The following is a 23619-nucleotide window of genomic DNA, read 5'->3' as shown; positions in this document are numbered from 1 at the left end:
CGCGTGGCGCGCAAGAGTAATGGGGCAGTGGGATAGCGTCACGCGAGGTCTTTGCAAGGTTAAGGATTCAGGAGGACGTATCAAATGGGCGAACTCGCATTGCGCAACGTCACGAAGACGTATGGCGAAGGACCGCAGGTGATCCAGGGTATCGATCTGCACATTCCGGACGGTCAGTTCACGGTATTCGTGGGGCCCTCCGGTTGCGGCAAATCGACGATGCTGCGGATGATCGCCGGGCTCGAATCGGTGACGGGCGGCGACATTCTGATCGACGGCGTGCGGGTCAACGATCTGCAGCCCGCCGATCGCGGCATCTCGATGGTGTTCCAGAGCTATGCGCTGTATCCGCATATGACGGTCGCCGACAACATGGGCTTTTCGCTGAAGCTCGCCGGCAAGTCGAAGCGCGAAGTGCGCGAGGCGGTCGGCCGGGCCGCCGAGATTCTGCAGATCACCCATCTGCTGGAGCGCAAGCCGAAGGCCTTGTCGGGCGGTCAGCGCCAGCGCGTCGCGATCGGCCGCGCGATCGTGCGCAAGCCGCGCGTGTTCCTGTTCGACGAGCCGCTGTCGAATCTCGACGCGGCGCTGCGCGTGCAGATGCGGATCGAACTGGCGAAGCTGCATCGCGAGCTGGGCACGACGATGATCTACGTGACCCACGACCAGGTCGAGGCGATGACGCTGGGCGAACAGATCGTCGTGTTCAACAAAGGCCGCATCGAACAGACCGGCGCGCCGCTGGATCTGTACGAGCGGCCGGCCAACCGGTTTGTCGGCGGCTTTATCGGCTCGCCGCAGATGAATATGCTGGCCGCGTCGCTGGTATCGCAGGACGAGAACGAGACCGTCGTGATGCTCGGCGGCGCGAATCAGCGCATCGCACTGCCGGGCGTAACCGCGCAGTCGCTGAACGGCGAGCTGACGCTCGGCGTGCGCGCCGAGCATCTGGGCATCGGCTCGCTGGATACGGGGCTCGCCGCGCGCGTGGAACTGGTCGAGCATCTCGGCGACGTGTCGATCCTGCATGCGCGCCTCGACGGGATGGCGCATGCGATCGCGCTGAAGCTCGACCGCAAGGATGCGCGGCACGCGGTCGGCGCGCGGGTCGGCATCGTGGTCGCGTCGGCGCAGGTCACGCTGTTCGATGCGAACGGCGCGGCGGTCGCGTTCGAGCGCCCGGCGGTCGACGAGGACTTGCGGGCGCTCGCCTGACGGGCCGGTGCGATGAAGACTCGACGAACGAAACCCCCCGCGGACGAGCGCGCAAGAACGGCAGCGCCGAGCGAGCCGGCACCGCGAGCCGATGCGTCGGGCGCGCCCGACGCACCTGGGGCGCCGACTACCGGCCTCGAACCCGGACGCAGCGCCGGCGCCGCCGAGCCACTGCCGGGCGCCTGGCTGGCGAGACCGCGCGGGCCACTGTACACGTGGATCGTGCATTTCGACCCGGATCCGTCGGCCCGAGATAAGTAGGCACTTCATTCCAAAAGGCGCGGCCGAAAGCCCCGCCGGACGGATAACGGGGCCAGTTACCGGTATCACAAAAGCTTAGGTAAACCCCCCATGGCGGCGGACCAGATGCGCCATTAACATCCGCTAACGTTAAGGGTAACGTCAAATGTTCGTGCCTCGTCGAGGAGCAGGTCGCACAACGGCAAATTGCGCTTCCCATAACGCGCCGCCGCGCTTCACGGCGTGGCGATCCGCTGCAACGAGCGCCGCGCAGACGGCGCCGCGCAACATCCTCTCGCTAGCAGTACGTACCCCGCGATTCGCACAGGTCCCGGAGGCGCACAACAGAACAGGTTGTCGGCGCCGCCGGCGTGCCCGCCCCCGACCCGGGTGGCGCAGCGGTGCCGCTCTGGCACCGGCGGGCTACTTGCGCTACTTCAAGACACGATTGCAGGACCGCGCCGGCGCCGCGAGCGTCGCCATCGCGCGGTCGCCGCGAGCGCGTCGCATCAGGGCAGGACTGAAGCTGGAGAGAGCTTCAGGAAGGAACTCGGGCAGTAACGAGTGAGGCAGGTGTGAGGCAGGTTTGATAAAGACGGTCAGGTCGCGCAGCAGTAGCGTGCGAGAGCCGACGCGGCGGCCCGGCACAAAAATAACCGTTGGAATTTCAGTTGGGTGGAGAGCGTCATGGAAAAGCGAGTATCCAAAGCCATTTTCAAATCCCGCGCGTGCGAATTGTTTCGCCAGGTCGAAGCGTTGGGTGAAACCGTGATCGTGACGGACCGGGGGCATCCGACCATCGAGATCCGGCCGTATCGCAGCAAGCAGGAAAATCCGCTCGAGCTGCTGCGCGCGTCGATCACGCACTTCAACCTCAAGCATGCGCTGCAACCGGTCGCCGCGGAGCAGGAAGAGGGATGATCACGCTCGATACGCTGGCGCTGGTGTGCTGGCTCGGCAGGCAGAAGGCGCTGAGCCAGGCCGCGCACGAGGCGATCGACCGCGAGCTCGACGGCGGCGAGATCCTGATCTCGGCGATCAGCGCGCTGGAGATCGCCGAGCTCGTGAAGGCGGGCAGTCTGGGTTTGTCTATGGATGCGCGCAGCTGGCTGTCGACGTTTCTGTCGCTGGACGGCGTGCGGATGATTCCGGTCGACACCGAGATCGCGTTCCGCGCGGCCACGCTGTCGCCGGCGCTCAGCTCGCATCAACGGCTGATCGTCGCGACCGCGCGCACCTACGGCGGCGCGCTGGTCACCTCCGATGCGAAGGTGCGCGCGTCGACTTATGTAGAAACGATCTGGTGACGGGCGCGGCGCTGCTTCGTGCGGACCGGACCGGTGGAATCGCGCACCACCAGTTCGGCCGGCAGCGTGATGCGCTGCGAAGCGGCGTCGATGCCGGCGATCTGCGCGAGCAGCGTGTTGACCGCCGAGCGCGCCATCTGCTGGAACGGCTGGCGGATCGTGGTGAGCGCCGGATGGAATTGTTCGGACATCGGAATATCGTCGAAGCCGATCACCGAGATGTCGTCCGGTACTCGCAGACCCGCTTCGCGGATCGCGGCGATCACGCCGAACGCGCTCTGGTCGTTGGCGGTGAAGATCGCGGTGGGCGGCTCGGGCAGGTTCAGCAGGTCGAAGGTGACGTCGAACGCCATCATCTGCGACAGGTCGCCCGCCGCGACCAGCGCGTCTTCGCGCACGAGGTTCAGGCGCGCGAGCGTGTCGTGATAGCCGCGCTGGCGATCGCGCACGCCTTCGATGGTTTCGTCGCCGGCCAGAAAGGCGATCCGCTTGTGACCGAGTTCGGCCAGATGCTCGACCGCCAGACACGCGCCGCCGTAGTTGTCGACCGAGACCGACGGAAAGCCCGTCAGTGTGCCGCGTTGATCGACCACGACGACCGGCACCTTGGCGGTGGCGAGCGCTTCGAGACACAGCGATTCGCGCGGCAGGATTGCGAGGATGCCGTCGGAGAATTGCTGGATCAGGCCGAGCAGATCGTGATGAGTATGACGGTCTTCGTCGAACACCGTGTAGACCAGCATCTCCATGCCCGCGCCGCGTGCCGCGCGGCCCGCGCCGAGCACCAGTTCGCTGGAAAACTGCGTGTCGAGCGTCGGCGTGATGATGCCGATGATGCCGTTGCGGCCGCCGGAGAGTTTCTGCGCGGTGCGGTTGACCACGTAACCGATGTCCGACGCGATGCGCAGTACTTCGTCGCGGGTTTCGCGCGACACGCCGGGGCGGCCGTTGAGCGCGCGCGACGCGGTCATCTGGGAGACGCCGGCCAGCTTCGCGACATGCTCCAGCGTGGGCGTCTGCCTGGCCATGCGGGTGGAAGGAGTGCGAGAAGTCATCGTTGGTTCGACTCGCTAATCACGTTAGCGATACCGTTTATGTAGTCGCTATTCTACCAGAGGCGTTGTCATTTCAGCCCCATGCTCAGGGGGCTAATCTGATGCAGGATGCAAGCTTTAAGGTTCTGATACCAGGTAAAATCCCGCATAGCCGTAGTTCGAACGCTGCCCTAACATTCGCTAACGTTAAGGCTAACGTTGGAGACCCGGCGGTTTCTTATAAATCCTAGAAAGGAGACATAACATGGCGAACCCGGCTTTTTCAAAAGCGCGGTCCATCGTCGGCGCCACGGCGCTGCTATTTACGTTGTCTGCAGTAGTTTCGAACGCCGTCGCGGCGGAGTCCAGGACGCTCACCGTGTGGGACCAGCAAACCAATGCGTCGTCGAGCAAGATCATTCGCGACGCGTCGGATCGCTTTGAGAAGTCGACTCCGGGTTACAAGGTCGAAAATTCGCACGTGCTCAACGAGGCGTACAAGACCAAGCTGAAGGTCGCGTTCGGCGCGAACCAGCCGCCTTGCGTGTTCGAGAACTGGGGCGGCGGCGGCCTTCACGAGTACGTGCAGTCCGGTCAGATCCTCGACCTCACGCCTTACCTGAGCAAGGATCCGGCGTATCGCAACCGCTTCATGCAGTCGTCGTGGGACGTGACCACGTTCGACGGCAAGACCTACGGCGTGGCCGCAGAAAACGCCGCTGCCGCGGTGATTTTCTACAACAAGGAAACCTTCAAGAAGTACGGCATTACGCCGCCGAAGACGTGGGATGAACTGATGCACGTGGTCGAAGTGCTGAAGTCGCACAACGTCGCCGCGTTCTCGCTCGCGAACAAGAACAAGTGGACCGGTTCGATGTACTACATGTACCTGGTCGACCGGATCGGTGGTCCGCAGGTCGTGAAGGACGCGCTCGCGGGCAAGGGCAAGGGCTTCGAAGACCCGGCCTTCGTCGAAGCGGGCAAGCGGATTCAGGAACTGGTGAAGGCCGGCGCGTTCGCGCCCGGCATCAACGGTCTCGATTACGACTCGGGCGCGTCGCGCCGTCTGCTGTACTCGGGCAAGGCCGCGATGGAGCTGATGGGCGCATGGGAAGCGTCGACGATCGCCAACGAGGCGCCGGCGTTCTCGAAGGATCTGGACTTCTTCCCGTTCCCGACGGTGCCGGGCGGCAAGGGCGATCCGCGCGACCTGATCGGTACGGTCGGCGACGGCTTCCTGAGCATCTCCGCCGAGTGCAAGTCGCCGGATGCGGCGTTCAAGCTGATCCAGTCGCTGACCGACGATCAGGCGATGCAGGCTCGCGCGTCGGATGACCACAAGCTGCCGCCGGTCAACAACGTGCGAATCGACGATCCGTTCACGCAGCGTCTGCAGAAGCTGCTCGCCGCGGCGCCGAGCGTGCAGTTGTGGTACGACCAGGCACTGCCGCCGGCGCTCGGCGAAATGCACAAGGACACGACGCAGCAACTGTTCGGTCTTTCGCTGACGCCCGAGGCCGCCGCGCAGCAAATGCAGGCCGCCGCGAAGAAGGGCGGTTAATCTCCAGTTCAACGGAAAAGACCGGCCGTCACCGCGAGGTGCCGGCCGGCAGACAAGCTCGTGAATATCGCACTCTCCGCTACACCCGAACGCCGGCTGCGGCTGTCGCCGCAAACGTTGGTCACGGTCGTGTTTCTCGCGCCGTCGCTGCTGCTGCTGGCCGTTTTCCTGCTCTATCCGCTGCTCTCCAGTTTGCGGCTGTCGCTGCTCGACTGGAACGGCCTCGGCAATACCGCCCGTTATATCGGCTTTGCTAACTGGGCCCGGCTCGCACACGACATGGTGTTCTGGCAATCGCTGAAGAACAACGTGATTCTCGCGGTCGCGTCGATCGTGATCCAGCTGCCGATCGCGCTCGCGCTCGCCGTGCTGCTGGAAAAAGCCGGCCGCGGCTCGCGCCTGCTGAAGGTGCTTTATTTCCTGCCGCTGCTGATGTCGAGCGTCGCGATCGGTGTGCTGTTCAAGCAGATCTACGACCCGAATTTCGGCCCGCTCAATCTCGCGTTGCAGGCGTTCGGCCTCGACAGTCTCGCGAAGGACTGGCTGGGCGACCCGCATTTCTCGCTGGCCGCGACGATCGCCGTGATCATCTGGCAGAACGCGCCGTTCTACATGATTCTGTTTCTGGCCGGCCTTTCGTCGATGCCGGCCGAGGTCAACGAGGCGGCGCTGCTCGACGGCGCATCGCAGTGGACCATTTTCTGGCGCATCAAGCTGCCGCATCTGCAAGGCACGGTGCGCACCGCGGTGATCCTGTCGGTGCTCGGTTCGCTGCGCTACTTCGATCTGGTGTTCGTGATGACCGGCGGCGGCCCGGAAGGCTCGTCCGAGGTGATGGCCACCTATATGTATCGCACCGTGTTCAGTTCGTTCCAGCTCGGCTACGGCAGCACGATCGGCTCGGCGATGTTCCTGATCGTCATCGCGGTGGCGGCGGTATCGATGTATCTCAGCCGTCGTTACGCAACCGAGGTTTGAACCATGAACAAGAAATTTCGCTTTCCCCGCATCGGCGTTCCTCTGCTTGCGATCATCTGGCTCGGCGTCACGACGATCCCGTTTATCTTCATGGTCGTCTCGAGCTTCAAGAGCCAGGAAGAGACTTACACGAGTTCCGTGTGGGCGCTGCCCGCGCACTTTTACTGGGGCAATTACGCCGCCGTTCTGCAGGGCCCGTTCTTCACCTACTTCCGTAACAGCGTGTTTACGGTAGGCGTGTCGGTGCTGCTGATCACGATCATCAGCGCGATGGCGGCATATGTGTTCGCCCGCGTGCGTTTCGCGCTGAACAAGACGCTGTTCGGTCTGGTGGTGGCCGGGATGATCGTGCCGCTGCACGCGACGCTGGTGCCGATCTATCTGCTCACGCGCAACCTCGGCTTCTACGACACCGCGTTCGCGCTGCTCGGGCCGTATGTCGCGCTGAGCCTGCCGGTGTCGATCTTCATCCTGACCGAGTTCATGCGGCAGATTCCGCGCGAACTCGAAGAAGCGGCGCAACTCGACGGCTGCAGCCCGTTCCGGATCTTCTGGCGCATTTTCTTCCCGCTGTCGGCGCCGGGGCTCGCGACGGTCGCGATCTTCAACGGCATCGGTCTGTGGAACGAGTTCATCTTCGCGTACATGCTCACGTCGACCGCCGAGCACCGTACGCTGCCGCTCGCGATCTGGGACTTCATGGGGCAATACGCGTCGAACATCCCGTCGATGCTGGCCGTGCTCGTGCTCACCTCGCTGCCGCTGATCGTCGCCTATGCGTTCGGTCAGGAGCGCGTGATCAAGGGAATGATGGCCGGCTCGCTGAAGGGCTGAGCCGCCTCGCCTACCACCTCGACAACGCGCGGGCTGAAGCCGGCCCGCGCACCGAACTTCGCATACAACGTCATGGCAAGCATCTCCCTTACTAACGTCCAGAAGTCCTATACGAGCGGCACCACGGTGATTCGCGACGCCAACCTCGAAGTCGGCCACAACGAATTCTGCGTGTTCCTCGGCCCGTCGGGTTGCGGCAAGTCCACGCTGCTGCGGATGATCGCCGGACTCGAATCGATCACCGACGGCGAGCTGCGAATCGACGGCCAGTTGATGAACAGCGTCGAACCGGCCAAGCGCCAGGTCGCGATGGTGTTCCAGAACTACGCGCTGTATCCGCATATGAGCGTGTACGAGAACATGGCCTTCGGTCTGCGCCAGGCGAAAGTCGACAAGGCGATCATCGACCAGAAGGTGCGCAGCGCGGCCGCCGCGCTGCAACTGGACAGCTATCTCGAACGCCGTCCGGCCGCGCTGTCCGGCGGCCAGCGTCAGCGCGTCGCGATCGGCCGCGCGATCGTGCGCGAGCCCGGCGTGTTCCTGTTCGACGAACCGCTGTCGAATCTGGACGCCGCGCTGCGCGTGCAGACCCGCACCGAAATCGCCCGCCTGCATCGCGAGTTCCGCCGCGCGAGCGCGGTCTACGTCACGCACGACCAGATCGAAGCGATGGCGCTCGCCGACAAGATCGTGCTGCTGCACGCCGGCGCGGAGATGGAGAAGCACGGCAGCATCGCGCAGATCGGCGCGCCGCTCGATCTGTATCACCGGCCCAAGAGCCGCTTCGTCGCCGGCTTTATCGGGTCGCCGAAGATGAACTTCCTGCCGGCCAAAGTGCTCGCGACCGACGAGCGCGGCATCGAGGTCGAACTGACGACCGGCGAGCGGGCGCGCGCGCAGGTGGACGGCCGGCGCCTGACGGTCGGCGCGCAGGTCACGCTCGGCGTGCGTCCCGAGCATCTGGCGCTGCCGTCGAGCCAGCCCGGCGTGCAGACGATCCGCTGTGCGGTGCGGCTGGTCGAGCGGATGGGCGAGCACAGCTACGTGCATCTGGCCGGCGGCGCGCGCGACGGCAATCCGATCATCGCGAAGCTGCCCGGCGACGGCGGCGTGAGCGCCGACGAGCGGATCGAACTGGCGCTGGCACCGGATGCGTGTCACGTGTTCGACGACAAGGACTTCGCGCTGCCGCGTCTGCACTGAGTTCAGCGGCGCCAGCGGCCGCGGCTCACCCGTAGCCGCGGTCGACTCGCGCCCGCACTCGATCGATCAGCAGGACTGCGAATATTCGCAGGGAAAATGAAAACGTAGGGATCGCATCGCCGTTGATCCAACGCCCCGCCGCGCGCGGGCGAATCACGGCGGTGCCGGCGCTTCGCGCGCTTCACACAACAGGACAAAAGGAGTTTTCGATGTTGCTTCGGCAAGGTGACGTTCCGCTCTACCGCAACAGTGCGGCGACCGTGGAGGAGCGCGCGGCCGATCTGCTCGCGCGCATGACGCTCGACGAAAAGATCGCGCAGTTGCACGCCGCGTGGCTGAAGCTGTCGGCTGACGGCAAGCACAAGGCGCGCAGCATCGACTTTGCGCAGAGTGCGAACCAGAGCACCGTCGACGAAATTCTCCAGCACGGCCTCGGCCAGATCACCCGGCCGCTCGGCACCCACACCGTCGAGCCGAAGGAAGGCGTGCGCGCGCTCAACGAGCTGCAGCGCAAGATGGTCGAGGACACCCGCCTCGGCATTCCGGTGATGGCGCACGAAGAGTGTCTGGTCGGGCTGATGATCAAGGACGCGACGCTGTTTCCGTCGCCGCTGAACTACGCGGCGACGTGGAATCCGCAGCTGGTCGGCGAAGTCGGCCGGATCATCGGCGAACAGGCGCGCTCGATCGGCTGTCACCAGGGCCTCGCGCCGGTGCTCGACGTATCGCGCGATCCGCGCTGGGGCCGCACCGAGGAAACCCTCGGCGAAGATCCGTACCTGGTCGGCGTGCTCGCCTGCCACTACGTGAAGGGTCTGCAAGGCGAGCGCCGCGATCTGCTCGCGACGCTCAAGCATTTCGTCGGCCACTCGGCCAGCGAAGGCGGCCGCAATCATGCGCCGGTGCACGTCGGCCCGCGCGAGCTGAACGACGTGTTCATGCTGCCGTTCGAGATGGCGGTCAAGCTCGCGAACGCCGGTTCGGTGATGCCCGCGTATCACGACGTCGACGGCGTGCCGTGTCACGGCGACCGCGCGTTGCTGACCGACACGCTGCGCGACAAATGGGGCTTCGACGGTCTGATCGTCGCCGATTACGCAGGTGTCGACCTGCTGTTCAGCCACCATGCGGTGGCGCGCGACAGCGCGTCGGCGGCGGCGCTCGCGTTCAACGCGGGCCTCGACGTCGAACTGCCGGGCCACGAGTGCGCGGTGCATCTGAAGGAAGCGCTGGCGCGCGACGAGATCACCGAAGCGACGATCGACGCCGCGGTGTCGCGCGTGCTGCGCACCAAATTCCAGCTCGGCCTGTTCGAGAATCCGTACGTCGATCCGGAGCGCGTCAACGTGAAGAGCGCGGCCGCGGGCGATACCGCGTATCAGGTCGCGCTCGAATCGGCGGTGCTGTTGCGCAACGAAGGCGGCGTGCTGCCGTTGCAGACGAACGGCGCGGACAAGATCGCGGTGATCGGCCCGACCGCCGACGACCCGCTCGCGCTGCTCGCTGGCTACAGCTTCCCGGTTCATCTGATCAATAGCGGCGAGCAGTCCACCGCCTCGATCGCGACGCCGCTGCGTGCGTTGCGCGCGCTGCTCGGCAACGAGCGCGTGATCCACGCGCGCGGCTGCGACATCATCAAGGAGCGCCGCGCCGGCGCGCCGGTGTTCCCGGGCGACGTGTCGCTCGATCTGAGCGGCGACGCGAAACGCGACGACGAACTGATCAGCAAGGACACCCAGCAGATCGCGGCGGCCGTCGAAGCCGCGCGCGGGGCCGGCGTCGCGCTGGTGTTCGTCGGCGACCTCGCGGGCCTGTTCCAGTCCGGTACGGTCGGCGAAGGCTCGGACACCGACAGCCTCGAACTGCCCGGCGTGCAGCAGCAATTGCTCGAAGCGGTGGTCGCGAGCGGCACGCCGACCGTGGTCGTGATGACCGGCGGGCGGCCGTACAACCTGGGCGGTCTCGAAGACCGGATCGCCGCGCAGATCATCGCGTTCGCGCCGGGCGAGCGCGGCGCCGAAGCGCTCGCCGATCTGCTGGTGGGCCGCGCCAATTTCAGCGGTCGTCTGCCGCTGTCGGTGCCCAAGAGCGCGGGCGCGGTGCCGTACGTGTACAACCATCGGCTGAAAAGCGCGGGCACGCCGGTCGCCTACCACTTCGGTTGCCGCTACCCGTTCGGCTTCGGGCTCGGCTATACGCAGTTCCGCTACGGCGAGCTCGCGCTCGCGCAAAGCGAAGTGGCAATCGACGACGGCACGATCGAACTGAGCTTCGCGCTCGAAAACATCGGCGCGTGCGACGGTACCGAAGTCGTGCAGATCTATGTGCGCGACCGTCATGCGTCGGTCGCGCGGCCGGTGCGCGAGTTGAAGGCGTTCGCACGGGTTCCGCTGGCGAGCGGCGCGGCAACGCGGGTGCGGGTCAGGCTGCCGGTCGACATGCTGAACTTCACCGACGCGCGCGGCGAGCGTATCGTCGAGCCGGGCGACTTCGATCTGCTGGTCGGCAGCTCGAGCCGCGATATTCATCTGAGCGGCACGGTCACGGTGACCGGCACTGCGACCCGGACGCTGCCGCGCGACTGGCGCATGCTGGCCGAAGTCGATATCGTGTCGTAATTTGAACGGCAGCCGGCCGCCCGGGGGCTCTCCGGGCAGTCCCACTCGAACCCTACTCGAAACAACGGAATATCTGATGTCGTACGCAATCTACCCGAGCCTGGCGGACAAAACGGTCGTCGTCACCGGCGGCGGCAGCGGGATCGGCGCCGCGATGACCGAGGCGTTCGCGCAACAGGGCGCGCGCGTGTTCTTCCTCGACGTCGCCGAGGCCGATTCGCTGGCGTTGCAGGAAAAGCTTCGCGATGCGAAGCATCCGCCGCTGTTCCGGCGCTGCGATCTGCGCAACGTCGATGCGATCAACGAGATGTTCGCGTCGATCGTCGCGGCGGCCGGTCCGATCGACGTGCTGGTCAACAACGCCGGCAACGACGACCGCCATGAAATCGGCGAACTGACCGCGAGCTACTGGGACGACCGCATCGCGGTGAATCTGCGTCACCAGTTCTTCTGCGCGCAGGCCGCCGCGAACGGGATGCGCGAGGCCGGCCGCGGCGTGATCCTGAATCTCGGCTCAGTGTCGTGGCATCTGGCGCTACCGAATCTGGCGATCTACATGACCGCGAAGGCCGGCATCGAAGGGCTCACGCGCGGTCTCGCGCGCGATCTCGGCGGCGCGGGCATCCGCGTGAACTGCATCATCCCGGGCGCGATCAAGACGCCGCGCCAGATGGCGCTGTGGCAATCGCCGGAAAGCGAGGCGAAGGTCGTCGCGAGCCAGTGCCTGAAATTGCGCATCGAGCCCGAGCACGTCGCGCGCATGGCGCTGTTTCTGGCCTCGGACGACGCGTCGCGCTGTTCCGGCCGCGACTACTTCGTCGACGCAGGGTGGTACGGAGAATGAGCATGCCGGTCCCTGTGTGCGTGTGGCCGGTCGGCGCCGAACTCGGCGAAGGACCGCTGTGGCAGGCCGCCGAGAACGCGCTGTATTTCGTCGATATCAAGGGCCACCGGATCCACCGGCTGGCACTCGATAGCGGCGAGCAGCAAAGCTGGCAGGCGCCGGATCAGCCCGGCTTCATCGTGCCGCTGGCGGACCGGCTATTCGTATGCGGATTGCCCGACGGTCTGTATTGTTTCGATGCGACCAGCGGCGCGTTCGCGAAGCTGATCGACGTCGAATCGCAATTGCCGGGCAACCGCCTGAACGACGGTTTCGTCGATGCGCAGGGACGGCTGTGGTTCGGCTCGATGGACAACGCCGAAGTGGCGCCGAGCGGCACGCTGTATCGTGTGAACGAAGCCGGCGAGGCGCTCGCGCAGGACGACGACTACGTGATCACCAACGGCCCGGCGATGAGCCCGGACGGGCGCACGCTGTATCACAACGACACGATGCGCCGGGTGGTCTACGCGTTCGACGTCGCTGCCGACGGCACGCTGTCGGGCAAGCGCATTTTCGCGGCGATTTCGGGCGACGGCCACCCCGACGGCCTCGCCGTCGATGCTGACGGTTTCGTGTGGGTCGCGCTGTTCGGCGGCTGGCGTATCGAGCGTTATTCTCCGGCCGGCGAACTGGTCGACCAGGTGCCGCTGCCGTGCGCGAACGTGACCAAGCTCGCGTTCGGCGGCGCCGATCTGCGCACCGTGTACGTGACGACCGCATGGAAGGGCCTGACCGCGGTCGAGCGTCAGCATCAGCCGCAGGCGGGCGGGCTGTTCTTGTTCCGCGCGCCGGTGGCCGGGCAGGCGCAGGCACGCTGCACGGTCGGCTTCGCGCGGTAGAACAGCGACAGCCGATGTCAAGCCAGGATATCGTCGCGAACGCTCCGGCGCAGGCGGCCAGGTATCATGTGCGTTCCGTGACTCTCGCGCATTCGTTCCGCCTCTTACCATGACGTTGTCCAGGCTAGCCGTCCCGCCCCGTATGTCCGATGTCGCCGAACGCGCGGGCGTTTCGAAGATGACCGTGTCGCGCGTGCTCGCGGGCCGCAACGTATCGCAGGCGACCCGCGAGAAAGTCCAGAAGGTGATCGACGAACTCGGCTACGTCGCCGACGCGGCCGCGGGCGCGTTGTCGTCGGGCCGCTCGGAGTTCGTCGCGGTGCTGGTGCCGTCGCTGTCGAGCTCGAACTTTTCGGACACGGTGCGCGGGCTGAACGCGGCGCTCACGCCGCACGGGCTGCAACTGCTGCTCGGCGACACCGCCTACAGTCTCGAACAGGAAGAACTGCTGGTGCGCTCGATGCTGCGCCACCAGCCGCGCTGCGTCGCGCTGACCGGTGGCCGCCACACCGACGCGACGCGCGCGCTGCTGCAGCGCGCCGGCATTCCGGTGGTCGAAATGTGGGACCTGCCGAGCGATCCGATCGATACGGTGGTCGGCTTCTCGAATTCCGCGGCGGCGCGCGCGATGGTCCGCCATCTGCACGAACGCGGCTACCGGCGCATCGGTTTCATTGCCGGCGCGAGCGAACTGGACCGGCGCGGCGCCGACCGGGCGCGCGGCTACGTCGCCGAAATCAGGGCGCTCGGCCTCGGCGAGCCGCGCGTGATCCGGCTCGGCGAGTCACCGATCACGATGAGCCACGGCGGTCCGGCGATCAGCGCATTGCTCGAAGCGTGGCCCGACACCGACGCGGTGATGTGCGTGAGCGACATGTCCGCGTTCGGCGCGATCATGGAATGTCACCGGCGCGGGCTGTCGGTGCCGGGCGATATCGCGGTGGCCGGCTTCGGCAATTTCGAAGTGTCGTGGTGCTGTCAGCCGAGCATTACGACGGTGTCGGTCGACGCGTACGGAATCGGCCGGCGCGCCGGCGAAATGCTGCTCGCCGCGCTGGCCGAACGCGAGACGGGCGCCGCGCCGCAGCGCAGGAAGGCGGCGAAGATCGACTTCTCGGTGATCGCGCGCGACAGCGCGTAGGCGCCAGAACCCTTAACCACAACGAACCGTGTGATCGTGTCGATCACGAACGCCCGGCGGGCGCTCACGGCCTCCGCCGAATGCCAGTCGTGATCGAACAGTTTCGAAGGGTGGGCGACCAAGGCACTTATCCGCCGAAAATCCGGTTCACATCGCTGCCCACATAAGTGCCGACAGTCAGGACTTGCTTCTTGGTGCCGTCATATAAGATCAGGCCGCACAGCACGTCGCCGAACTGGGGGCCATAGGCGTCGGCAGCGGTGTTCGAAAGCAGATCGTCCGCGACAGTCGCTGTCCCCACCGCGGAGAGCGCGAATTTTACGCCGGGCGCATTGCTCAAAAACGCAATGAGCTGCTCCGAAGTCGAAAAAAACCTCGGAAGCTTGAGGGAAGAACCGTCCACTTGCTCGAGCAAAGCACGCTTCACTTCGTATAAGCCCATGCCGACTGTGTACAAGATCATGGCTGCCCCCTGGCTGAACGTCTATTGTGCTGAAACATAGCAGTTCCGACGCGTTGATTCGGACATTGTGTCCGCGCTTCCGGACGGCCGACGACGGCTCCCGCCGCGTACCTCCGTGCACCTCGAGACCCGCCGCCTGCCGCGGTAGCAACGGTCCGGGGAACGATGCGTCGAGCCTGCTTGCCGAGACGCTTCGGTGAGTCGTTGTCACTTCGACCGACTCCCGGCCCACAACATCGGTCGGCGATCGATCCACGGCCGGGCCTCCTCGAGTTGCCCGGCAAGTCGCAGCAACGTGTCTTCCCGCCCGAATCCTGCCGCGAACTGCATGCCGATCGGCAAACCGGTTGACGGATGCACTTCAAGCGGAACGGACATCGCAGGGACGCCAGAAACATTGAAGGGTGGCGTGAACGGCGAATGTCGAAAGACCCGCTGCGTCCATTCGAGACCGGTCATCGATTCGGCGCCTACGTCATAGGTGCCGATCGCCGGTGCCATCTGCGGCAAAGTCGGCGTGAGCAACAAGTCGACCTCCTCAAACCATGCGCCGACCGACCGCGTGACCTGGTTGCGCATCGCTAGCGCCGCAGCAAAGCTGGATGCTTTCTCCTCCTTGCCGTACTGAAAACAGGCCAATGTGGCTGGCTCGAGCGTCGTGTTGTCGATCGGACGGCCGGTCGTTGCTGCGAGGCCCTCGATCCAGCCGACGAGCGTTGCTGTCCATATGGTCGCGTTCATCTGCACGAAGGCATCCCACGAAGCGCCAAGCGTCGGCTGGAGTTCGACGACCGTATGGCCGAGCGCTTCGAGAAGACTCGCTGTCGAAGAAGTTGCTGCCGCGATAACCGGATCGGTACGTTCGCCATTCCATGGGTCGAGCATCAGGCCGATCTTTAACTTGCCGGGTTCGCGGCTGACTTCGGATAGGAAGCTTCGCGCCGGCGCGGGGGTTATGTATGGCTCGCCGGCTGCGTGGCCCTGGATCGCATCGAGCAGCGCGGCGCTGTCCCTCACGCTGCGGCTCACGCCCAATTGCACGCCGAAACCCGCGAATACTTCGTCAAGCGAGGGCCCGTTCGAACTGCGGCCCCGCGTAGGTTTAAGACCGAACAGGCCGTTATAAGCGGCCGGCACGCGAATGGAGCCCGCCGCATCTGTCGCATGGGCGAGCGGGACCAGGCCCGCTGCGACCGCTGCGGCCGCACCGCCGCTGGAACCGCCGGCACTTGACTCCGGCAGCCACGGATTACGAGTCGCGCCTTGCAGCGTCGACTCAGTGGTCGTACTGAAAGCCATCTCCGGCGTGGCAGTGCGTCCTATCGTGATCAGTCCCGCCGCGCGAAAGCGCGACATCAACCACGAATCCTCGGTAGCGACGACGCCTTTCGCAAGCCGACTTCCCAGCTCGAGCTTCTTGCCTTGCATGCTTACCGCAAGATCTTTGATCAGAAACGGCACGCCCGCGAGCGGGCCGCCCTGGCAAGCTCCTGCGCCGCTGTCGGAAGCGGGCCAGCTCTCGATGACCGCGTTGATGTCTGAATTAACGAGTGTGATCGCCTCACGTGCGACTTCGGCAAGCTCAGCCGTCGTGACATCGCCGTTTGCGACTAGCTCCGCGAGGCCGATCGCGTCGTATTCCGTGTATTCGCTCAGTTTCATGTTCTCTCCGTATGGGTGAAGTAAACGATAGGGCAGGCCGGAGAAGGTGATTAGTCGGTGTCCTTGGCAAGGATTGAGCCATGCATGGGACAATCCTCCAGGCAATGTCACTAACAATTTTCGCGCGGTACGCGGGTTCCGATGACCAGAGATCTCAACGACACACTCGTTTTTGTTCGCGTCGTGCAGGCGGGCAGCTTCACCGCGGCGGCGAACGCCCTGCAGATCCCGAAGACGACGGTGAGCAGGCGCGTTCGGCAACTCGAGGCGCACCTTGGCACGGCCCTGTTACACAGAACGACGCGAAAGCTACGCCTGACGGAAGCAGGTGCGGCTTATTTCGAGCGTTGCAACGGAATCGCCAGACAACTCGACGATGCGGAGAACGCCGTTCAACAGATTCGTGGCACACCTGGGGGGTGGCTGCGCGTGACGCTCCCGTATTCGTTTGGCGCCACGTGGATAGCGCCATTGATCGCCGGCTTTTGCGCGCGCTACCCTGACGTGCGCGTCGATATCATCGCGACGCATGTGCCGCTCGATCTGTTCGGCGAGAACGTGGATGTTGCCCTGCGCCTTGGCGCGCTTCCTGATTCGAGCCTTGTGGCGCAGCGGCTTGGCAGCTTTTCGACGTCGGTCTACGCCAGCCCGGCGTATATCGACAAGCATGGCGCGCCCGAGAGTCCGAGCGATTTAAGTCGTCATCCGGCGCTTGCTCTGCATCAGGCGCGCACCGACAACGGCTACACATGGTCGTTGGGCAAGGCGGGGCGGAAGGCGAAGCACTTTGCGCTGAATCCGGTGATCGTGGCAAGCGATCCCGTGCTGCTGGTGGACGCTGCGCGTGGCGGCAACGGGGTGTTGTTGGCGATGGACGCGAGCATGGCATCGGAGGTCACAGCCGGACGTCTGCGCAAGGTGCTGCCCGAATGGATCGGCCCACCGCAGGATCTCAATGCTCTTTTTCCGAGGGAGCGCGTGCCGTCGCCGAAACTGCGAGCGTTCCTGCACTACCTGAAGACTCAATTGCGTTTTACGCATGCGACGTGACAGGGAATCGTTGCCCGCAGCGGCCGCATATCCAGGCTAGCTTAAGTGCGAGCAAATCGATGAACAGCCGAACCTTTGCAGGGAAATGACGGCGATCAGGATACGCGACATATACGCATATCTCGTCCGTGTAAAACGCAGGCAACAGGTGTCGGAGGTGGCCTGCGGCGACGTCCCCCTCGACCGGGCAGCCGTCGTGCTCTCGCTAACGCTCCCGCAATACGTGCTGGTCATAGGCCTGTTGCGCCTGCTCGATTACATGCAAGTGTTCGATCGACCAGTCGTACACGGCGCCAAACGGGACCTGGAGCGTCCGGCCGAGGTCCGTGATCGAATATTCGACTGCCACCGGCGACGTGTTGAGCACCTTCCGGGCGATCAGGCCATTGCGCTCGAGACGCCTCAACGCCTGGGTGAGCGCCTTGTGCGTGATTCCTTCCAGCCTGCGCTTGATCTCATTGAAGCGCGTCGGTTTCTGCGTCAGCAGCGTAAGGATCATCACCGACCATTTGTTCGCCACCTGATCGAAGAACGACCGCGCGGCGCAGTCCGCAAAGAAAACTGGGTCTACCTCGCAGGTCATGCCGGTTTCCTCCTGTATATCTACGCACCTCAAAGTGCGTAATTGACTGTAGATATCCAACGTATAGCATGACGTCAGGTTAATTGCACTGCGCGCGGCGATCGTCGCAACCACACGACCGATCTGCTGATGTCGCAGTCGTGTATAAACTGATTTGGAGTCCAGATGGACATTGCACAGCGAGAACTTTCCCGTCGCAACCTGCTGAAGGTCGCCGGTGCTGCGGCGATTGCAGCCACGCTCGGCAGCCATGAAGCCCTTGCTGCAACGAAACCGCTTGCCAGATTGTTCGCGACAGACACAGGTGCCGGCAAGAACGTCATGTTTCTCCACGGCTGGACTTGTGATTCCCATGACTGGAGTTGGCAACTGCCGTTTTTTGAAAGCCGGTGCCGTGTCATCGCTGTCGATCTGCGTGGACATGGCCGATCGGAACTGATGGGGCCCGGAAGTTATACGCCCGCCGACTACGTCGCCGACATCGAAGCGATGATTGCGACGAAGTATCCGGGACAGAAGTTCAATCTCGTCGGGCATTCGATGGGTGGCCAGATCGCCGCCCGGCTCGCCGCGAAGCGCCCGGATCTGATCAGCGCGGTGGTGTCTGTCGACGGTGCGCTCGGCTTTTCCGGCGCTGCCGCCGAGCTGTTTGCGAAAACCACACGTGACCTGCATGCGAACGATCCCGGCAGCGTAGCGACAGCGTTGTTTCAGCTGGTCTATGACCGTAACACCGACCCGGCGTTCAAGCGTTGGCATGCGAGGCGCGTCTTGGGCACGCCCATGCATGTCGTGCGCGAATCCTTCGGTCCGCTGTTCTTCGGCAACGATCAGGTAGGCAACGGAGAAGCGAGCGCGGTGTTCTGCAAGAACCTTTCCGTTCCCGTTTATCACTTGTCCCGCGACCCCGAGCAGGCGGATCGCATGCGCCCATGGTTCTCGCATCCGAAGTCGAAAGTGGATGTATGGACCAATACCGGCCACTGGATCATGCAGGATCGCAGTGACGACGTGAACGTTGCCATCGCCGCGTGGCTCGACGCGCTATAACCCACGGCCTTTGCCAAGCCTTCTCGAGGCTGGACTGATCGCCCGCTTCGGCAAGAGTCGCTCAAAGCCTTGGCCCCGTTGATGCCGCGATGGCCCCTAAGGGACCTCGGCCATGTCGACCAGTCCAGGCGACGGCGTGATGCCCTCAATCTGCGCGAGGATGGGTTCTATCTGCTGCCGCAGCCATTCGGACGCCGGATCGCGGTCGGAATGGGCCGCCCACACCATCGAGATGGGCGTGACGGCAAAGTCGAACGGGACCGGGCTTGCCACCAGCCCCATTAGCGGTGCATACCGGCTAACGATCCTCGATGGCAGCGTCGCGATGACGGGCGCGTGCATGACGGTGCTGAGCACGGTCAGGAATTCGGGTGCCGCCATCGCCATATCGAGCTCCACGCCTGCCGCGCGTACCGCATCTTCCAGGCAGCCACGAATGCTCGCGTTCTGGGAAACCATCGCGTGTTTTTGAGCGAGGTAGGCGCTACGGCTGATGGGCAGAGCCAGATCGAGCAGGGCGGGGTTGAAGCAGCACATCAAGGATTGCTCGAACAGCAGCTTCCAGCGATGCCGTTCCGCACCCTCGCCAAAACAGCCGACGCCGAGGTCGATTGCGCCTTCGTCGAGCATTCGATGCACCTCGTTCGGTTGCGCGGGGCGTGCCAGGAGCTTGATCCCTGGCGCGCATCGTTGAAGCTGCGCCGTCAAGCCCGGCATTGACAGCACTTCGAGTTCGCTCGAAAAAGCGATCGAAAAAGTCCGTTCCTCCTCTTCCGGGCAAAACTTTTCGCGCGTGGTGATCGCATGCTGGGCCTGCTCGAGGATCCGGTTGATCGCCGCCGCCAGCGCCTGCGCACGAGACGTCGGTTTCATCACCTGTCCGACGCGCACGAACAGCTCGTCATCGAGCAGCACGCGCAACGTTCCGAGGTTGTGGCTCATGGCCGACTGCTGGATCTTCAAACGGCTGGCCGCCCGCGTGACGCTGCGCTCGCGCATCAGTGCGTCGAAGGCGACCAGCAGGTTGAGATCGAACGACCACAAATTGAAATGATCAATGGACGACATGATTTGAATCGATTTGTTCGCTGGATCTCGCGAGCATAGACTACAGGCGAGTTTTTAACCAGCGAGTCCAAATGATTCACCCGAATAAAACCTACGCGATCGGCGACGTTACGGTCACCAAGATCGAAGAAATGCGCCTGAGCGTCGCGCCGCCTTCCTTTCTCTACCCCGACTATGAAGCTGCCGAACTCGCACCCAATCTGCACTGGTTGACGCCGAGCAATATGGACGTGGGCAGCGGCAACCTGATCCAGAGCATTCACAGCTGGCTGGTCCGCACGCCGCACCACACCATCCTGATCGATACGGGTTCTGGAAATGACAAGGAGCGACCGCGCAATGCCGTTTTCCACCACCTGAACACGCCGTATCTGCAGCGCCTCGCCGCCGCCGGCGTGCAACCGCAAGACGTCGATTACGTGCTGCATACGCACCTGCACGTCGATCATGTCGGCTGGAATACCCGGCTCATCGACGGCCGTTGGGTGCCGACCTTCCCCAATGCGCGCCATGTGTACTCCAAAGCCGAAGAGGACTATTACGGTACCTCCGATAGCCACAACGAAGTGAATGTGCCCAGTTTCGGCGTCTTCGAGGACAGCGTCGCGCCGATCATTGCCTCCGGACAGGCGGAGCGCATCAGCAGCGACGGCGGCGATTATCTGGACTACTTCACCTTCCGTCCGACCATGGGTCACAGCATCGGCCACATGTCGATCGAACTGCGCTCCGAAGGGAAGGCGGCTCTGTTTACCGGCGACGTGATGCACCACCCACTGCAGGTGGTGCGCCCGGACTGGAACTCGGTGTTCTGCGAATGGCAGGACGCGGCGCGCGCGTCGCGCCGCTGGGTGCTAGAGCTTGGCGCCGAACACGACCTGCTGCTGTTCACGCCGCACTTCGCAGAGACTTCTGCCGGCTACGTAACTCGCCACGGCGAACGTTTCGGCTGGCGGTACGAATAATGATCGAGGATCGACGCGCCACCACAACTTCGCAATGCTGCATATGCCAAACGTCATGAAACAGAACATCGCAATCAACGGAACCGAACTCGTGTTCGACGAACTGCGAGTACCGACCGGCACACCCGGCATCGACCTCTATGTTCGCAACAAACGGCCAGCCTCTCTGCATACTTTCATGCCCGAACGCACCATTGTGATGGTTCACGGTGCGACCTTCTCATCGGGCAGCCTGTACGACGTGCCGTTCAACGGCATGTCGTTCATCGATTATCTGGCGGCTGCCGGATACGACGTCTATGCGCTGGATGTGCGCGGCTACGGCCATTCGGCACGCCCCCCGGAAATGGAACAGCCAGCCGACCAGAGCCTGCCGGTCGTCAATACTGACACGGGCGTGGCCGATCTTGGCATGGTGATCGACCATGTGCTGCAGCGACGCGGCCTGGAGAAAGTGTCCGTGTTCGGCATGTCCTGGGGCGGGACGGTCGCGGGCGCTTATACCAGCCGCAATAACGACAAAGTTCACAAGCTGGTCCTGCTGGCTCCGCAATGGCTCAGCGACGGGCCGATTCCGATCGACAGCGGCGGCCCGCTCGGCGCCTGGCGCCTGGTCCCGGTGCGCGAGAGCAAGGCGCGCTGGCTCAGCACCGCACCGGAGCATGGCCGCGCGACCCTGGTGCCGCAAGGCTGGTTCGAACAATGGGCCGATTTCACGCTGGCAGAAGATCCATGGAGCAGTGAGCGCGCGCCGAACCAGCTGCGCGCGAGCAACGGCCCGATCCAGGATATCCGCGACTACTGGCGGGTGGGGCGCAAATATTACGAACCGGCCGACATCCGTGTGCCGGTGTTGCTCGTTCACGGTGAGTGGGACGTTGACGTGCCGATCGAACTTGCCCAAGCGTTGTTCCTTGAACTGCGCAACGCGCCGTACCGCCAGTGGGCGGAAATCGGCGAGGCCACCCACCTCGTTTTGCTCGAGAAGAATCGCCTGCTGGCCTTCCAGGCGATCCGTGACTTCTACGATCGCGCTTTCGAAGCGGAAACGGCAAAGCACTAACGCCAGGCCATGGGCAGCCGGCTCTATCAGAGTTCGAAGCGCGGATGGGCTCACCCCGCCCCACTTCTGCCAGTCGAACCTGCCCGTCGTCAACGGCGGTTTCTGAAGTTCAAGCGACGTTCCGGCAACCAGCTCGGCCGGGCTGGCCCCGGTCCTTGTCTGAATGCTGAGCTTTGCGGTCCGCTTTCACCCTGGATAGTCGACGCCGGGCTCCAGGGGCCAACAGTTACGGTTCCCGTACCGATAAAACCCGACTCAGGGATATCCCTTGGTTGTTCGGACGGTAAGCCGCGCGTAACATGCACGACCATAAATGTTACCGGTAACTTTCTATCGGCGGCGTGCGTGGGCTGGGTGGAGGCGGATTTCATCCGCACGAGGCCCGACGCGACGGCATTTCCTACGATAAATACGCTACGGAGATACGAATGAGTGCTGTACCTTCCGCGGGCGCCGGCTCCGCCGCGCGCATCGACGAATTCGAAGAAAAGACTTATCGCAAGGTCGTGCGCCGGCTGCTGCCGATCCTGCTGCTGTGCTACGTGGTCGCGTATCTGGATCGCGTGAACGTCGGCTTTGCAAAGCTGCAGATGCTCGACGATCTCGGCCTGTCGGACACGATGTACGCGATCGGCGCGAGCGTGTTTTTCTGGGGCTACTTCATCTTTGAAGTGCCGAGCAACGTGTTCCTGCATCGCTACGGCGCGCGCTTCTGGATCGCGCGGATCATGTTCACGTGGGGCATCGTGTCGATGGCGCTCGCGTTCGTCGCGCCGCTCGCGCAGCTTGCGCACGTCGAAACCGCGACGATGTTCTACATCCTGCGGTTTCTGCTCGGGCTGTGCGAGGCGGGCTTTTTCCCCGGCGTGATCCTGTATCTGAACTTCTGGTTTCCCGCGCAGCGCCAAAGCCGCGTGATGTCGGGCTTCCTGATCGCGATGCCGGTCAGCCTGATGCTCGGCGGCGTGGTGTCCGGCTGGCTGATGGAGAACACGGCCGGTCTGCTGGGCTTCCAGGGCTGGCAGTGGATGCTGCTGATCGAGGGCGTGCCGTCGCTGCTGACCGCGTTCGTCGTGTATTTCTCGCTCGACGACGGCATCGAGCAGGCCCGCTGGCTGACGCCGCAGGAAAAGACCCTGCTCGCCGCCAACCTGCAGCGCGAAAGCACGCACAAGACCGCGCGCTTCGGCGCGGCGGTGCGCGATCCGCGCGTGTGGCTGCTGGTCGCGATCTTGCTCACGTTCAATACCGGCTTCTACGGCCTCGCGTTCTGGCTGCCGTCAATCATCAAGGCGACCGGCGTGCAGGATCCGCTGCATATCGGCTTGCTGACCGCGATTCCGTACGGCGTGGCGATCATCGCGACGCTGGCCAATGCCGCGCACTCGAAGAAGACCGGCGAGCGGCGCCTGCATGCGGCGATTCCGGCGCTGATCGGCGGGATCGGCCTGATCATGAGCGCGGCATTGGCGCATCATGTGGTGTTGGCGATCACGTTCCTGACCATCGCGACCGCCGGCATTCTCGCGCTGATGCCGATTTACTGGACGTTCCCCGGCCAGTTGCTGTCGGGCGCCGCGGCGGCGGCCGGTATCGCGATGATCAACGCGATCGGCAACCTGTCCGGCTTTACCGGTTCGATGATCACCGCGGTCGCGAAGAATCTGACCGGCGACATCAACAACGGCACTTATGCGCTCGGTGCCTGCCTGCTGGTCAGCTGCGTGCTGATCCTGCTGGTGCCGCGCGCGATGCTGGAGCGGACCGGCTCGCCCGCGGGCGACGAAGCCGGCCGCAACCCGACGCGCGCGGCGAACACCACGCAACGCGCGCGCGAAACCCTTACACCATGACAGAGA

Annotated in this window: 21 protein-coding genes; 16 read left to right on the top strand and 5 right to left on the bottom strand. The window is 64.1% G+C overall.

Features of this window, described 5'->3' with window-relative positions:
• The first annotated feature begins 84 nt into the window (after nt 1-84).
• The 3 genes from LJ656_RS23925 (at nt 85) to LJ656_RS23915 (ending at nt 2762) form a co-directional block, all read left to right on the top strand.
• A complete protein-coding gene (locus LJ656_RS23925; RefSeq protein WP_230511996.1) occupies nt 85-1215 on the top strand; it encodes an ABC transporter ATP-binding protein in 1131 nt (376 codons plus the stop codon).
• Between the two features lie 927 nt (nt 1216-2142).
• A complete protein-coding gene (locus tag LJ656_RS23920) occupies nt 2143-2376 on the top strand; it encodes a type II toxin-antitoxin system Phd/YefM family antitoxin (RefSeq protein ID WP_230511995.1) in 234 nt (77 codons plus the stop codon).
• Nucleotides 2373-2762 carry a type II toxin-antitoxin system VapC family toxin gene (locus tag LJ656_RS23915; protein ID WP_230511994.1) on the top strand — a complete coding sequence of 130 codons (390 nt, stop codon included), beginning with the start codon at nt 2373-2375 and terminating at the stop codon, nt 2760-2762. Before LJ656_RS23920 ends, LJ656_RS23915 begins: the two co-directional genes overlap by 4 nt.
• Here the strand turns inward: LJ656_RS23915 and LJ656_RS23910 are convergent.
• Nucleotides 2741-3817: a LacI family DNA-binding transcriptional regulator gene (locus LJ656_RS23910; RefSeq protein ID WP_230511993.1), complete on the bottom strand. Its 1077-nt coding sequence runs from the start codon at nt 3815-3817 to the stop codon at nt 2741-2743. The genes LJ656_RS23915 and LJ656_RS23910 overlap by 22 nt on opposite strands.
• 358 nt (nt 3818-4175) lie before the next feature.
• On the opposite strand from LJ656_RS23910, the gene LJ656_RS23905 reads away from it, so the two are divergent.
• From LJ656_RS23905 to LJ656_RS23870, 8 genes are all read left to right on the top strand, one after another.
• Entirely contained in the window at nt 4176-5357 is a 1182-nt protein-coding gene (locus LJ656_RS23905; protein ID WP_230511992.1) for an extracellular solute-binding protein, read from the top strand.
• Nucleotides 5358-5417: 60 nt separating this feature from the next.
• Nucleotides 5418-6335, top strand: coding sequence for a carbohydrate ABC transporter permease (locus LJ656_RS23900; protein WP_230511991.1), 918 nt, complete (start codon nt 5418-5420; stop codon nt 6333-6335).
• Nucleotides 6336-6338: 3 nt separating this feature from the next.
• Nucleotides 6339-7169, top strand: a complete 831-nt coding sequence (locus tag LJ656_RS23895; protein ID WP_230511990.1) for a carbohydrate ABC transporter permease — start codon at nt 6339-6341, stop codon at nt 7167-7169.
• Between the two features lie 72 nt (nt 7170-7241).
• Entirely contained in the window at nt 7242-8372 is a 1131-nt protein-coding gene (locus tag LJ656_RS23890; protein WP_230511989.1) for an ABC transporter ATP-binding protein, read from the top strand.
• A 209-nt stretch (nt 8373-8581) separates the two neighbouring features.
• Nucleotides 8582-10990: a beta-glucosidase family protein gene (locus tag LJ656_RS23885; RefSeq protein WP_230511988.1), complete on the top strand. Its 2409-nt coding sequence runs from the start codon at nt 8582-8584 to the stop codon at nt 10988-10990.
• A gap of 76 nt (nt 10991-11066) precedes the next feature.
• Nucleotides 11067-11834: a D-xylose 1-dehydrogenase gene (gene xylB, locus LJ656_RS23880; protein ID WP_230511987.1), complete on the top strand. Its 768-nt coding sequence runs from the start codon at nt 11067-11069 to the stop codon at nt 11832-11834.
• A complete protein-coding gene (locus tag LJ656_RS23875) occupies nt 11831-12715 on the top strand; it encodes an SMP-30/gluconolactonase/LRE family protein (RefSeq protein ID WP_230511986.1) in 885 nt (294 codons plus the stop codon). Before xylB ends, LJ656_RS23875 begins: the two co-directional genes overlap by 4 nt.
• Nucleotides 12716-12857: 142 nt before the next feature.
• Complete coding sequence (locus tag LJ656_RS23870; protein ID WP_230511985.1) at nt 12858-13856, top strand: LacI family DNA-binding transcriptional regulator; 999 nt, start codon at nt 12858-12860, stop codon at nt 13854-13856.
• A gap of 127 nt (nt 13857-13983) precedes the next feature.
• Here the strand turns inward: LJ656_RS23870 and LJ656_RS23865 are convergent, their stop codons facing one another.
• A complete protein-coding gene (locus LJ656_RS23865) occupies nt 13984-14319 on the bottom strand; it encodes a hypothetical protein (protein WP_230511984.1) in 336 nt (111 codons plus the stop codon).
• 207 nt (nt 14320-14526) lie between these two features.
• Nucleotides 14527-15981, bottom strand: a complete 1455-nt coding sequence (locus tag LJ656_RS23860; RefSeq protein ID WP_230511983.1) for an amidase — start codon at nt 15979-15981, stop codon at nt 14527-14529.
• A gap of 141 nt (nt 15982-16122) precedes the next feature.
• Here LJ656_RS23860 and LJ656_RS23855 point away from each other — a divergent pair, with 141 nt between their 5' ends.
• Nucleotides 16123-17031 (top strand): LysR family transcriptional regulator, encoded by a 909-nt coding sequence (locus LJ656_RS23855; RefSeq protein WP_230511982.1) that lies wholly within the window; start codon nt 16123-16125, stop codon nt 17029-17031.
• Between the two features lie 205 nt (nt 17032-17236).
• On the opposite strand, the gene LJ656_RS23850 is transcribed toward LJ656_RS23855, so the two are convergent.
• Nucleotides 17237-17614: a winged helix-turn-helix transcriptional regulator gene (locus tag LJ656_RS23850; protein ID WP_230511981.1), complete on the bottom strand. Its 378-nt coding sequence runs from the start codon at nt 17612-17614 to the stop codon at nt 17237-17239.
• 165 nt (nt 17615-17779) lie between these two features.
• Here LJ656_RS23850 and LJ656_RS23845 point away from each other — a divergent pair, with 165 nt between their 5' ends.
• Complete coding sequence (locus tag LJ656_RS23845; RefSeq protein ID WP_230511980.1) at nt 17780-18664, top strand: alpha/beta fold hydrolase; 885 nt, start codon at nt 17780-17782, stop codon at nt 18662-18664.
• Between the two features lie 96 nt (nt 18665-18760).
• Here LJ656_RS23845 and LJ656_RS23840 read toward each other — a convergent pair whose 3' ends face one another.
• Entirely contained in the window at nt 18761-19732 is a 972-nt protein-coding gene (locus LJ656_RS23840; RefSeq protein ID WP_230511979.1) for a LysR substrate-binding domain-containing protein, read from the bottom strand.
• A gap of 71 nt (nt 19733-19803) precedes the next feature.
• On the opposite strand from LJ656_RS23840, the gene LJ656_RS23835 reads away from it, so the two are divergent.
• From LJ656_RS23835 to LJ656_RS23825, 3 genes are all read left to right on the top strand, one after another.
• The gene (locus LJ656_RS23835) at nt 19804-20697 is read left to right on the top strand and encodes an MBL fold metallo-hydrolase (protein WP_230511978.1); all 894 of its coding nucleotides are present in this window, start codon (nt 19804-19806) and stop codon (nt 20695-20697) included.
• 55 nt (nt 20698-20752) lie between these two features.
• Nucleotides 20753-21760, top strand: a complete 1008-nt coding sequence (locus LJ656_RS23830; protein WP_230511977.1) for an alpha/beta hydrolase — start codon at nt 20753-20755, stop codon at nt 21758-21760.
• A gap of 428 nt (nt 21761-22188) precedes the next feature.
• Entirely contained in the window at nt 22189-23613 is a 1425-nt protein-coding gene (locus LJ656_RS23825) for an MFS transporter (protein ID WP_230511976.1), read from the top strand.
• The last annotated feature ends 6 nt before the right edge of the window (nt 23614-23619 follow it).

It is taken from the genome of Paraburkholderia sejongensis, from assembly GCF_020880815.1.
In the GTDB taxonomy this organism is placed as follows: domain Bacteria; phylum Pseudomonadota; class Gammaproteobacteria; order Burkholderiales; family Burkholderiaceae; genus Paraburkholderia; species Paraburkholderia sejongensis.
The sequence above is the reverse complement of the archived record's forward strand: the minus strand, read 5'-3'. Positions and strand labels throughout refer to the sequence as shown.